Origin of the sequence: Undibacterium parvum (genome assembly GCF_003955735.1) — a bacterium.
Lineage (GTDB): Bacteria > Pseudomonadota > Gammaproteobacteria > Burkholderiales > Burkholderiaceae_D > Undibacterium > Undibacterium parvum.
The window spans coordinates 2147800-2161173 of sequence record NZ_CP034464.1; the positions used below are offsets into that span (position 1 = coordinate 2147800).

The 13374-nt window shown below is 50.9% G+C and carries 6 protein-coding genes and 3 rRNA genes; 6 read left to right on the forward strand and 3 right to left on the reverse strand.

Annotation, left to right across the window (positions count from 1 at the left end; all coding sequences use genetic code 11):
- The first annotated feature begins 433 nt into the window (after positions 1-433).
- The 5 genes from EJN92_RS09375 (at position 434) to EJN92_RS09395 (ending at position 6217) form a co-directional block, all read left to right on the forward strand.
- Positions 434-3310 (forward strand): 23S ribosomal RNA (locus EJN92_RS09375).
- A 284-nt stretch (positions 3311-3594) separates the two neighbouring features.
- Positions 3595-3707: ribosomal RNA gene (gene rrf / locus EJN92_RS09380) — 5S ribosomal RNA — on the forward strand.
- Between the two features lie 158 nt (positions 3708-3865).
- A 5S ribosomal RNA gene (rrf, locus tag EJN92_RS09385) occupies positions 3866-3978 on the forward strand.
- 163 nt (positions 3979-4141) lie between these two features.
- Positions 4142-5413, forward strand: a complete 1272-nt coding sequence (locus EJN92_RS09390) for a sensor histidine kinase (RefSeq protein WP_126127576.1) — start codon at positions 4142-4144, stop codon at positions 5411-5413.
- A 12-nt stretch (positions 5414-5425) separates the two neighbouring features.
- The gene (locus EJN92_RS09395; protein WP_126127577.1) at positions 5426-6217 is read left to right on the forward strand and encodes a LytR/AlgR family response regulator transcription factor; all 792 of its coding nucleotides are present in this window, start codon (positions 5426-5428) and stop codon (positions 6215-6217) included.
- 237 nt (positions 6218-6454) lie between these two features.
- On the opposite strand, the gene EJN92_RS09400 is transcribed toward EJN92_RS09395, so the two are convergent.
- The 3 genes from EJN92_RS09400 to EJN92_RS09410 form a co-directional block, all read right to left on the reverse strand.
- Positions 6455-8878, reverse strand: a complete 2424-nt coding sequence (locus tag EJN92_RS09400) for a sensor domain-containing protein (RefSeq protein ID WP_126127578.1) — start codon at positions 8876-8878, stop codon at positions 6455-6457.
- On the reverse strand, positions 8875-10170 hold the full coding sequence (locus EJN92_RS09405; RefSeq protein ID WP_126127579.1) for an HD-GYP domain-containing protein: 1296 nt from the start codon (positions 10168-10170) through the stop codon (positions 8875-8877). The genes EJN92_RS09400 and EJN92_RS09405 overlap by 4 nt, the downstream gene beginning before the upstream one ends.
- A 330-nt stretch (positions 10171-10500) precedes the next feature.
- A complete protein-coding gene (locus tag EJN92_RS09410; RefSeq protein WP_227869778.1) occupies positions 10501-12654 on the reverse strand; it encodes a S46 family peptidase in 2154 nt (717 codons plus the stop codon).
- A 285-nt stretch (positions 12655-12939) separates the two neighbouring features.
- On the opposite strand from EJN92_RS09410, the gene EJN92_RS09415 reads away from it, so the two are divergent.
- Positions 12940-13314: a COG4315 family predicted lipoprotein gene (locus EJN92_RS09415; protein WP_126127581.1), complete on the forward strand. Its 375-nt coding sequence runs from the start codon at positions 12940-12942 to the stop codon at positions 13312-13314.
- The last annotated feature ends 60 nt before the right edge of the window (positions 13315-13374 follow it).

Consider the following 13374-nt stretch of genomic DNA (forward strand, 5'->3'; position numbering starts at 1 on the left):
GCGCGCGCGCTATTGAGATTTGTTCTTTCGAAACGAAAGCAAAGTATCAAGTAAGACCGTTCTTTAACAATTGAGAAGAAGTAAAGTAGAAATAATCAAAATTATTTCTGTGAAGGAAATTAATAACGACAGTTATTAACGATAATTCATGGAAGGGTTGTGATTGTATCAAACAAACATAAAATGTATTAAAAAGAGTTTGAAAAGCACTGTAGCAATACAGGGTTTTAGAAAATCAAATATCTTGAGATACGGCAAACGCTAAAGTAATACTCATAGTAATAAGAACTATAGCGATTTTTTGGTGATGAACCTGAGCGTAGGTGTTACTGGAAAAATCATCTGGCTCTGCCAGTGATTTTGAACTAGCACCACATCAAAGTAGATTTTTACTTTGATGTGAACAATCAGACGCCAGAATCTAAAGTTATAGGGACAAGTGACTAAGTGCACATGGTGGATGCCTTGGCGATTACAGGCGATGAAGGACGTAGTAGCTTGCGATAAGCTGCGGGGAGTGAGCAAACACACTTTGATCCGCAGATTTCCGAATGGGGAAACCCACCCTTAGGGGTATTGCATACTCAATACATAGGTATGCAAGGCGAACGCGGCGAACTGAAACATCTAAGTAGCTGCAGGAAAAGAAATCAACCGAGATTCCCAAAGTAGTGGCGAGCGAAATGGGAACAGCCTGCAAGATTTAGCATCTTTGATAATAGAATGGAATGGAAAGTCCAGCCATAGAGGGTGATAGCCCCTTATATGAAATCATCGGTGTGGAACTAAGTTTGCGACAAGTAGGGCGGGACACGTGAAATCCTGTCTGAACATGGGGGGACCATCCTCCAAGGCTAAATACTCGTAATCGACCGATAGTGAACCAGTACCGTGAGGGAAAGGCGAAAAGAACCCCGGAAGGGGAGTGAAATAGATCCTGAAACCGTGTGCATACAAACAGTAGGAGCGGACTTGTTCCGTGACTGCGTACCTTTTGTATAATGGGTCAGCGACTTACATTCAGTGGCAAGGTTAACCGCATAGGGAAGCCGTAGAGAAATCGAGTCCGAATAGGGCGAAATTAGTCGCTGGGTGTAGACCCGAAACCAAGTGATCTACTCATGGCCAGGATGAAGGTGCCGTAACAGGTACTGGAGGTCCGAACCCACTAATGTTGAAAAATTAGGGGATGAGCTGTGGGTAGGGGTGAAAGGCTAAACAAACTTGGAAATAGCTGGTTCTCTCCGAAAACTATTTAGGTAGTGCCTCAAGTATCACCATCGGGGGTAGAGCACTGTTATGGCTAGGGGGTCATCGCGACTTACCAACCCATTGCAAACTCCGAATACCGATGAGTGCGAGCTTGGGAGACAGACGTCGGGTGCTAACGTCCGGCGTCAAGAGGGAAACAACCCAGACCGCCAGCTAAGGTCCCAAAGTATCGCTAAGTGGAAAACGAAGTGGGAAGGCTAAAACAGTCAGGAGGTTGGCTTAGAAGCAGCCACCCTTTAAAGAAAGCGTAATAGCTCACTGATCGAGTCGTCCTGCGCGGAAGATGTAACGGGGCTAAGCGATACACCGAAGCTGCGGATATGTTTTAGGACATATGGTAGGAGAGCGTTCTGTAAGCCTGCGAAGGTGTCTTGTAAAGGATGCTGGAGGTATCAGAAGTGCGAATGCTGACATGAGTAGCGATAATGGGGGTGAAAAGCCTCCACGCCGTAAGCCCAAGGTTTCCTGTTCAACGTTCATCGGAGCAGGGTGAGTCGGCCCCTAAGGCGAGGCAGAGATGCGTAGCTGATGGGAAGCAGGTTAATATTCCTGCACCGTCGTATGATGCGATGGGGGGACGGATCGCGGAAGGTTGTCAGGCGGTTGGATGAGCCTGTTCTTGACTTGTAGAAGGCACTTAGGCAAATCCGGGTGCGTAATTCAAGGGGTTGAGACGAGTGAACTTGTTCACGAAGCAATCGGAAGTGGTTCCAAGAAAAGCCTCTAAGCTTCAGTCATACGAGACCGTACCGCAAACCGACACAGGTGGGCGAGATGAGTATTCTAAGGCGCTTGAGAGAACTCGGGAGAAGGAACTCGGCAAATTGGTACCGTAACTTCGGGATAAGGTACGCCCTTGTAGTTTGACCCCCCTGCGGGGGAAGGATGAAAGGGTTGCAATAAACTGGTGGCTGCAACTGTTTAATAAAAACACAGCACTATGCAAACACGAAAGTGGACGTATATGGTGTGACTCCTGCCCGGTGCTGGAAGATTAAATGATGGGGTGCAAGCTCTTGATTGAAGTCCCAGTAAACGGCGGCCGTAACTATAACGGTCCTAAGGTAGCGAAATTCCTTGTCGGGTAAGTTCCGACCTGCACGAATGGAGTAATGATGGCCACACTGTCTCCTCCCGAGACTCAGCGAAGTTGAAATGTTTGTGATGATGCAATCTACCCGCGGCTAGACGGAAAGACCCCATGAACCTTTACTGTAGCTTTGCATTGGACTTTGAACCAATCTGTGTAGGATAGGTGGGAGGCTTTGAAGCGTGGACGCCAGTCTGCGTGGAGCCATCCTTGAAATACCACCCTGGTTTGTTTGAGGTTCTAACCTTGGTCCGTTATCCGGATCGGGGACAGTGCATGGTAGGCAGTTTGACTGGGGCGGTCTCCTCCCAAAGTGTAACGGAGGAGTTCGAAGGTACGCTAGTTACGGTCGGACATCGTGACGATAGTGCAATGGCATAAGCGTGCTTAACTGCGAGACTGACAAGTCGAGCAGGTACGAAAGTAGGACATAGTGATCCGGTGGTTCTGTATGGAAGGGCCATCGCTCAACGGATAAAAGGTACTCTGGGGATAACAGGCTGATTCCTCCCAAGAGTTCATATCGACGGGGGAGTTTGGCACCTCGATGTCGGCTCATCACATCCTGGGGCTGTAGCCGGTCCCAAGGGTATGGCTGTTCGCCATTTAAAGTGGTACGTGAGCTGGGTTTAAAACGTCGTGAGACAGTTTGGTCCCTATCTGCCGTGGGCGTTGGAAGTTTGAAGGGGGCTGCTCCTAGTACGAGAGGACCGGAGTGGACGAACCTCTGGTGTATCGGTTGTCACGCCAGTGGCATTGCCGAGTAGCTATGTTCGGAATAGATAACCGCTGAAAGCATCTAAGCGGGAAACTAGCCTTAAGATGAGACTTCCCAGAGACTAGATCTCTTTAAAGGGTCGTTCGAGACCAGGACGTTGATAGGCTGGGTGTGGAAGTGCAGTAATGCATTAAGCTAACCAGTACTAATTGCCCGTAAGGCTTGTCCCTATAACTTTAGTGTTATAGATTTACGACAAGTATTGTTTGTGTGTTTGCCTTATGTCGTCGAGGAATCGACGAAGTTTGGTACAAATCACAACCGCCTAAGTCCTGCACTCAACATGCAGGCACGCTGCAGCGATGGTCAATCGCTCAGCACACATGATTATTGATGGACAAGTGAACCATGTTCGCTTGCCTTGGTGGTGCAAACCGCCCTACGACCCTTCTTCCCAATTGGACCTTGTGCGACTCACAAAGCAACGTGAACCACACAAAGTCAACAAGTTATGCCTGATGACCATAGCAAGTCGGTACCACCCCTTCCCATCCCGAACAGGACCGTGAAACGACTCCGCGCCAATGATAGTGCTGCAACCAGTGTGAAAGTAGGTCATCGTCAGGCTTTTATTAGAAAACCCCTCAACAGATTCCTGTTGAGGGGTTTTTGCTTTTTGTGAGTAGTATGTGTTTGTACATAAGACACACGTTCAGGATAATTTACCCAATTCGATTTTTTGCGATTCACAATTTAGCGTGATCACAAGTAATCAAGCAGTCATGCCTGATGACCATAGCAAGTCGGTACCACCCCTTCCCATCCCGAACAGGACTGTGAAACGACTCTGCGCCAATGATAGTGCTGCAACCAGTGTGAAAGTAGGTCATCGTCAGGCTCTTATTAGAAAACCCCTCCGCAGAAATGCCGAGGGGTTTTTGCTTTTCTGCGCTTATACTCAGCAGCGACCGATTCGTCGCCCTAGGATTCGTTCCATCGCAGACTCCCAAAACGGCAAAGTCATCGCTTAAAATTGTTTGAATTCTCAATTGGTGCCACTTATGACAGAACAAGCTCTTCCCTCAGAAGTCACACTACAAAGCGAAACCTGGCTGACCCGATATCGCAATTTCGCGGTCTTTTCGCGCGCCTGGTATCGACATCGCAGCTATGCTTGGTCGGGCATGGCGTGGATAGCATTTTTTTTGATGCTCGCTATTTTTTACTTGGCGCGATGGGATATGCGGGCCTTCCTGGCTTTTTCAATACCAATTTTATTTGGCGTTCAAGTCTTGGCATTGCTAGGCTCTGGTATGGCAACATGGCTGCGTCAGAAAAATTATCCAGAGCAAAAAGAAGCGCTGCTACTTAGTCTGGCTGTTTTGCTAGGTGCCGTATTCAGTTATATGATTTTTGAGGGCAGTCGTTACACAGCTAGTTATCTGGCCTACGGTGACGGCAGCTTGGAGATTAAATTGAGTGACCTCAAGCATCCTAGCGCGCAATTCTCTCCTCAACTCAAAGCTGCCGAGTCAGTCATTGAAAATTCTAAGGATGCCGTCGATACCAAATCTCTTGCTACGTTTAAGCGGGCGGTTGATGCTGTCGCGACGCTAGTTGTATTGCTACACCTGGGAAGTGGCTTTGATCTTTGGATTTTTTTCAGGCAACGTAAAAAGCTGATGCTCTCTTTGCAGAAGGAGGAGCTCAAGCGCGCGCAAGATGCCCGACGTGAGGCTGAACTCAGATTATCGGTGTTGGCAGCGCAGGTAGAACCGCATTTCTTGTTCAATACCTTGGCGGGGGTCAGATCAGCGATTTTGACTGAGCCTTTGCGCGCCACAATGATGGTCGATCATTTAGTCGATTTTTTACGCGCCAGCATTCCGCAGATGCGTGGCGATGGGACTGCTTCGCAGGGTCGTCTGGCGCAACAACTCGATGCCGCGCGTGCTTATCTGGGATTGATGCAAGCTCGAATCCCACGACTCACGTTCAGCATTAGCAGCGAAATCGAAGATGCGGCTCTACCGCCCTTACTCTTGATTTCGCTCGTAGAGAATGCTGTCAAACATGGTGTTGAGCCTAAGATAGGGCCGGTGCATATACAGATCTCAGCGCGTCGCCTGCTACAAAATGAAGAGGCACTTTTGGAGGTGCAGGTGTCGGATAATGGGGGTGGTTTTTCCGGCAGTGTTTCGGGCGGCGGTATCGGCTTGGTGAATATCCGCGAGCGCCTGGCGTCCACTTACGGCGCTAGCGCCAGTCTAAGCTTGAAGTCGCTAGCGCAAGGCGGAGTCGCCGCCATTATAGTTTTGCCATTTACCAGCTAATAGGAAGCTTTCATGAGCACAGCCATCATCGCCGATGACGAGGATTTGCCGCGTACCGAACTGCGGCGCATGCTGCAACAGCATTGGCCAGAATTAAAGATCAACGCCGAGTGTGAGCATGGCCTGGATGCTTTGGAGGCCATCCACACGCAGCAGCCAGACATTGCCTTCTTAGATATTCGTATGCCGGGCATGTCCGGTTTGGATGTCGCGCATGCTGTAAAGGGCCGTTGTCAGGTGCTGTTTACTACGGCTTACGATAGCCATGCGCTTGATGCGTTCGCCGCTGGTGCCATCGATTATTTGCTCAAACCTATCGTTGCGGAGCGCCTCATCGAAGCGATCGCGCGTTTGAAAGAGCGAGTCGCCAACAAACATAGTCAGCCGCAATCGTCCCAGCTAGCTACTGGCGACCCGCGCCTAGAGTTGAATAAAATGATGCAAGAGTTAGACAAGCGCTTGCGGCATACAACACCGGAAAGAATACGCTGGATCAGTGCCAGCGTCGGCGATACGATTAAGATGTTTCCGGTGGATAAAATTCTGTTTTTCAGCTCCGATGAAAAATACACACGCGTCGTGAGTAGTGATGATGAGGCGCATGTACGCAAGCCACTGAAAGAATTGATCGAGGGCCTGGATCCCGAGGTATTTTGGCAAATCCATAGGGGTGTGGTGGTCAGAGCCGATGCGATTGCGCGTGCCCAGCGTGACGAAATGGGTAGAGTCACGGTAGAGTTGCGCGGCAGCACGGAAATACTCAAGGTCAGCCTGGCCTATGCCTGGCGCTTCAAACCTATGTGAAACGGATGCACCGGTAGAGGAAACTTCTAAAAACCCCATACTCGGGCGCATCGCGGCGTTGCAAGTCCTCGCAATACCGACGTATTGCTCCGGTTTGCGCCTTGCGCTGCATCCCGATTAACGGGTTTTTAGAAGTTCCCTAGATACATCTGCAGTATCCATGCGCCTTGCAAGCCGATATTGGCCTGTAAGGCGTATGGATACTGGGTGGACGGGGTCATATTCTATGAAATGGGATTACACGCGGCGCACGGCTTTCGCCGCAAGGGGTAAGTAGGCTTGTTCAAATTCGCTGGCGGATAAGGCGGGCGAATACAGAAAACCTTGCAGCTCATCGCAATTGAGGGATGCCAAAAAGTCTCTTTGCTCAGCATTTTCTACGCCCTCCGCGATCACGCGTAATTTTAAGGCGTGTGCCAGACTGATGATGGCGGTCACGATGGCGATATCGCTTTCGTCGCCAGGCAGATTCATGATGAAAGAGCGATCGATTTTGAGCTTACTAATCGGAAAGCGCTTCAGATAACTGAGGCTAGAATAGCCAGTACCAAAATCGTCGATAGACATTTTAACCCCCAACTCGGCCAGCGCTTGCAGGCGTTTCAGGGTTTCTTCTACATCGCGTATTAAGATAGATTCGGTCAGCTCCAATTCGATACGATCGGGCGGTAATGCGGCTTCATGTAAAGCCTGCGCAATGTTTTCGACAAAGTCAGATTGTTGAAATTGCAGCGCCGAGACATTGACTGAAATACTCAGCTTATGGCCTTGCTGATGCCATAGCGCTGCCTGGGCGATGGCGCTATGCATGACCCAATTGCCTATCGCCACAATGACGCCGGTCTCTTCGGCGATAGGGATGAAACGCGCCGGACTGACTTCTCCCAAATCCTTATCGTTCCAGCGCAGTAGTGCTTCTACCCCAAACAAGCGGTCGTTATCGAGATTGACTAAGGGTTGGTAGTGCAGGCGAAACTGATTATGCTCCAAGGCCTGGCGCATCGCGTGATCGATCTTCATGCGCGACAACAAACCTATATTCATCTGGCGCTGGTAAAAACGGAAGTCAGAACGGCCTCTTTCCTTGACATGGTACATCGCGCTATCGGCATTTTTTATCAGCTCGTCCATGCTCTCGCCATCGTCGGGATACAGCGCGACGCCGATGCTGCTGGTAACGGTGAAATGCATGCCATCGATCGTGAAGGGCGCTTTCAATTCTTCCAGAACGCGGCGCGCACAGATTTCAGCGCCGCTGGCATCCGCCTGATGCAGCAGCAAGACAAATTCATCACCGCCTAGACGGGCCGCAGTATCGACCTGGCGTACACATTTTTTCAGTCTTTCGGTTACCTCGATCAAGACTTTGTCACCAAAGTGGTGACCCATAGAATCATTGATTTGCTTGAAGTGATCCAGGTCCAAAAATAAGACCGCAAAACTACTGCCCTGATTGCTGGCGTAATTAATCGATTGTTTAATTCTTTCGCTCAGCAACAAGCGATTCGGCAAACCGGTCAAGACATCAGAAAACGCCAATTCTTCAATTTTTTTATTCGCAGTGTGGCTCTCGGTTCTGTCCTTGAAAAAACCGATGTAATGCATGGTTTTGCCATTTTCATCTTGCACCCGCACCAGAGAAATCATGCACAGATAGGCATGCCCATTCTTGCGTCGATTCCATAATTCGGCTTCACAATAGCCCTGCGCCTCGAGTCGCTCTAGCATCAGCTGTACTTGCTCGGAATTACTGGTTTCTGAGAAAAAATCGCGCGGGGTCAGGCCCAGCATTTCGCGCTCGGTATAACTGGTTAAACGCTCAAAACTAGGATTGGTGGTGACGATCTTTTGCTCGGCATCGGTGATGAAGATGGCGTCGGTACTCGATTCGAATACCTTAGATGCCAATTGCAGGCGCGCCTCATTGGCCAGTCTGAGCGTAATGTCTCGATACGAATAAACCCGGCCTATCGGTCGACCGCGCGCATATTGCGGTAAAGTGACGCGCTCCAATATTTTGCCTGAGCGCAGTATTAAAACATCGGTCGCTTCCAACAGCGGCGAGCGGCGTATCGTGCCCAGACGTTCAGCGTAGTGACTTGCGTCCACCATGCAACGGTCCATCCAGGCGTAGATCGCCGGATCGTCACGTTGCGTGAGTAATTCTTCGGGGAGGCTTAATAACTCGGCAAAGAGATGGTTATAGCTGCGGATAGCGCCGTCCAGATCGGTCACCAAAATACCGTCAGCGGTCGATTCCAGGGTGGCGCGCAATTCTGCAATCAGTTTTTCTAGTTCATTCTCAACTTGACGCTGTGCGCTGTGATCGCGTATTGCCAGCACAAACAAGCTGGTATTGAGATCTATCCTGACCAGCGTCACGCGCCTTTCGACTTGGATAATGCTGCCGTCGGCACGTTGCAAAAGGGTTTCTGAAAAGATGTTATCTGATAAGCCCGCTGCCACATCTTCCCAAAAGAAAATATCTTCGGGCGCGGCTGCCAGTTCCACTACCGGTTTATTCAGCAAAGCTTGGTCGCTGAGCTTGAGTAAGTCATGTGCTGAACGATTTGCCGCCACTATCCTTAGCTGCAAGGGATCGACCAGCAGCACCGCTTCCAGCATGCCTTCGATCAGGGCCGACCAGTGGGGCGACTTCATGAAACCGCTCCGCTCACTGGCAGTTCTATGCCGCGCTCAAAAAAGTAGCACAGGCGTTTGCGTGGAGATAAATAATCGTAAGCGGCCTTCGGCAATTGCAGCGGTTTTAAACTGCGCCGGATTCCGAGATTTGCTTCTTGTTCCAGGTTGATCACCAGCGCATCTTCGCGCGCGATCTCGGGGTTGTGGATCACCACTTTGGGCTTGATCGGTCTGGCCGAATTCATCGCCACCACCAGCGCATAGCGCTCATCTGTCAATTGCACTACCGAGCCTGGCGGATACACCCCCATCATGCGGATAAAGGCGGTCATGGTTGGGGTATTAAATTGCGCCTTGAATTGGGTAAATACTTGTGACAAGGCTTCATGCGGTGTCACCGCCATGGCCGGATTGCCAGGGTTGCATAGATTATCGTAACGATTCGCCAGTGCCACGATACTGCTCAGTGGCGAGATTTTTTCGCCCTTAATCGCACTCGGGTAACCACTGCCATCGGCCAGCTCATGATGTTGCGCGATCAATAGCAGGGTGCTGGGATTGAGCTCCATCTTGCGGCCCATATTCAGGCCATACAGTACATGATTTTGATACAACTGTTTTTCTGCGTGGCTATATTGCTCGTCTTGCCAGCGCAGCCTATCTGGTAACTCCATTTTTCCTATGTCGTGTAACAAGGCGCCCATGCCCAAGTCCAGCATTTGCGGTTTGCTCAATTGCAGCGCTTTACCCAGTAGCAGCGACACCACCGTCACATTAATAGAATGTAGCGAGGTTTTTTCACCGGCTTTTTCAGATAGTAAGCGTATCGCGGCTTCTTCTTCGCCTAATACTCCCGCCAGAAAACCTTGTATCAAGACCTGGGTTTGTTCCTTGGCAAAAACAGGTTGGCTATGGACGAATTCTGTGACTTGTTTGAAGGTTTGGGTGGCAAGGCCAAATTGGCGCTCGCAGGCGAGCAAGCTGGTATGTTGGCTTGCCAGCATCTCACGCCTGAGGCGTGCTTCTTCCGCTTTCGGGGATTCACTACGCGCTGCCGGTAACGGGCTGGCACTCTGCCCAGCCGCAGCAAGCGTGGTATTGGCAGGTGCCGGATTTTCAGGATTACTTTTTTCGGGCGAGTAGCGCACCCGCTCTAGGCCTAAAGAACGAATGATGTTGATCTGTTCCTGGCTGCGTATTAGAAAATTATTGACTGGAAAAGGATGATCCATCCAGCCCATATCGAGATACACGAACATGCCGATACGCAGCCGTGTCACTTCGATAAATTGTGTCTGGGTATCGGTCATAGAGCAAGTTTGAATCAAGGCAGCAAGCGTGAAATTGCTAAAAAATTATCAATTTAAGAAGATCGCCGTGCAGAAAACAGTATTTTTAATAATTACTTTGAGTATAAGCTTAAATGGCTACACTCATGCTTTAAAGATATTCTTATTTAGGGCCGATGAATCAGAATTTTGTGGTATTTCAGACGTAGCTAATAGACCTAAGTCTATAGCATAGGTGAAATTGGGCAATTTTCCCAAGATCTAAGCTGTGCGTCTGTTTTAGAGTACGAACAGCGGCAAAGCCGGAACCGGCCTTGCCTTGTGCGTCTGTGAGTTTTTAAGTCGGTTTGCTTATTTCTTGAGCTTGGCGCCCGGATACTTCAGCGTCATTTCTTGGAGCAGATTGTCGGCATGATCGACTTCCTGCATTACCCACAACATGTAACGGATATCGAGGTGGATGGCGCGCGTGATCTGGGTATCGAAGTACCAATCTTTGGTGATCGATTCGTAAGTCGAATCAAAATTGAGGCCTATCAGTTCGCCATTCTTATTCAGCACCGCCGAGCCAGAATTGCCGCCGGTGGTGTCGGCGCTGGACAAGAAATTCACTGGCACGCTACCCAGTACCGCATCCTTAAACACGCCGTAACGCTGTTGCGCTATGGCGGTCAGCAAATTGGCAGGCGCATTGAAAGGCGCTTGCCCTGTGTGTTTTTCGACTATGCCTTGCACGGTGGTGAACGGCCCTTTGGTTATGCCATCGCGTGGTGTGTAGGGCGCGACATTGCCGTAGCTGACGCGCAAGGTCGAGTTGGCATCCGGATAGACCGGTTTGCCTTGCGATTTTTTCCAGGCGATCAGTGCTTGCATGTATTGCGGGATCACTCGCTCCAGATTGCCATCGACTTCCTTGCGGCGGTTTTCCAGGCTGATTGCGGTGTCTTGTAATTGCACCGCCAGCCGGATGAAGGCGTCATCCGATTGCTGGAAGGTGGCCTGATCTTTTTCCAGCCAGGCCAGGCGTTGGGCGGTATCGGCCAATTGGCTGTGTTGATACAGTGTGTCTAGCTTGGCGGGCAATAAAGTATCCAGACCGAGCGGGCGGCTGGCGGCGGGCAAGGTTTGGTAGCGTTGCAAAGCAGCGGCATAGCGTGCCTGATCGACACTGGCCACCAAAGATTGCTCAAGGCGGCTCAGGCGTGCCTTGATGAAGGGGACATCGCGTTGTTGATAGCCTGCTTCGCGTTCGGCATCTGGTTTGCTGCGCTCTTGTGCCAAGCGGTACAGGCTGCGCGCGCTCTTGAGTAAATCGCTATTGCTGGCCACTGCCCAGGCAAATTCCTGTTCGCTCAACGCCATGTCGCTGGCGATCACGCTATCGAGTTCGCTGAGTAAAGTGGCCGCCGACGCATCTGACTTAGGCTGTTGCTTGAGCCAGTCGCGAAACGCGGCATCTTGCCCATCCTTGATGATGGCAATATCCTTGCGCGCAAAGCCGGCCAGCAGACCCTGAGTTTTTTTCAGATTGTTGTGCAGGCCCTTGACCACGCTGGCATAGCGCACTTCGGCATTCGCATCGCCCTTGGTGGCGGCCGCGATCACTGCCAGATCGGCCTGCAATTCGGTCACCCGTGCCGGGAAGCTGGTGTCGCGCGCATAGCGGATCTCGCTCGCTAGCTTGTAGCGACTGGTGCGGCCAGGGTAGCCGGCCAGCAAGATCGCATCGCCGTTTTTCAGACCCTGAGCTGAAACCACCAGAAAATCTTTCGACTTATACGGTACGTTGTCGGCAGAAGGATCAGCCGGACGGCCATCTTTGCCGACATAGGCGCGCAGGAAGGCGAAGTCGCCGGTGTGGCGCGGCCATTCGTAATTATCCACATCACCGCCAAAATTGCCTATCTTGTCGGAGGGCGCATACACCAGACGTACGTCCCGTATCATCATCTGACGGATGCGGTAGTACTCCAGCCCGCGATGAAAACTAGGCACCGAGCAACGATAAGCCGGATCTTGCTCGCATTCGGCAATCAGGCTCTTGATACGATTCTCTACATGCTCATGACGGGCACGTCCCGACATCGCCGGGGTGATGCCCTTCAGCACCTGGGTCGTGACGTTTTCCAGACTATCGGTCACATACACCAGGCTGCTAGGGCCAGCCGGCAATTCGGCGGCGCGCGTCTTGGCCAGAAAACCTGCGCTGATGTAATTATGTTCGGGGCTGGAATTGCGTTGCACCGCCGAGTAAGCGCAATGATGATTGGTGACGATCAAGCCACTGTCCGAGACAAACGAGGCCGAACAACCACCGAGCGAGACCATCGCGCTCATAGGATGCTTAGACAAGTCGGCGAATTTTTCGGCGGGGATGCTGATACCGACGCGTTTTAATTCTGACTTAAGTTGCGGCAACTGATGCGGCTGCCACTGGCCTTCATCGGCGCTGGCGTGGCCCGCTGCAAGTAGCAGGGCGAAGGGGAAAACGAGGGATTTGAACAAAGAAAACTCCGAGAGGGATTTTTTAGGGGCTGGTGCCATGCAATCGCAGTAGGCAGACCTAAGCTAAGCGACTTAGATTCTCAATTGCAAGAAAAGTTCCTGTGAGCCTCGTTTTTTCCTGCGCTAGCTTGAAAAAAATAGCGGGAATTGAAACAATTTACAAATATTTTCGCGCGTATGGAATAAAGTGAGTTCAGCAGCGTTTACCTCGATGTAAGCTCGGCTCTACCAGATCAACTGCCGTGCTTAGTTTTGTGTGTGTTCCCATCTCAAACAGGAAATAAAATGAAAACTGCAAAAATGGTAATCGCCGCGCTGGCGATCAGTCTGTTCTCAAGCGCCGCTACGGCCGATGCTGGTGCTCCCAAAGTTCAGGATGGCATCCTGGTCAGCGACAGCGGCATGAGTCTGTATCACTTCGATAAAGACATGGCCGGCAATGGCAAGAGTCACTGCAATGGCCCTTGTCTGGCGCTGTGGCCAGCCTTGCCGGCACCCACCACCCTGCCTGCTGGCAAGTATTCGGTGGTGATCCGCGATGATGGCAGCAAACAGTTGGCGTATGACGGCAAGCCCTTGTATCTGTACGCAGCCGATAAGCAAGCCGGTGAGCGCAATGGCGATAATTTTAAGAGCGTCTGGCATCTGGTGAAAGAATAAACGCCGGCGCTTTTTTTGCTCAGCAGGCTCTTGATCGCACCAAGTTCAGCGTTGATATTT

Coding starts and splice junctions, on each gene's coding strand:
- EJN92_RS09405 (WP_126127579.1), bottom strand. CDS start 10,170: ATGACCGATACCCAGACACAATTTATCGAAGTGACACGGCTGCGTATC.
- EJN92_RS09390 (WP_126127576.1), top strand. CDS start 4,142: ATGACAGAACAAGCTCTTCCCTCAGAAGTCACACTACAAAGCGAAACC.
- EJN92_RS09395 (WP_126127577.1), top strand. CDS start 5,426: ATGAGCACAGCCATCATCGCCGATGACGAGGATTTGCCGCGTACCGAA.
- EJN92_RS09415 (WP_126127581.1), top strand. CDS start 12,940: ATGAAAACTGCAAAAATGGTAATCGCCGCGCTGGCGATCAGTCTGTTC.
- EJN92_RS09400 (WP_126127578.1), bottom strand. CDS start 8,878: ATGAAGTCGCCCCACTGGTCGGCCCTGATCGAAGGCATGCTGGAAGCG.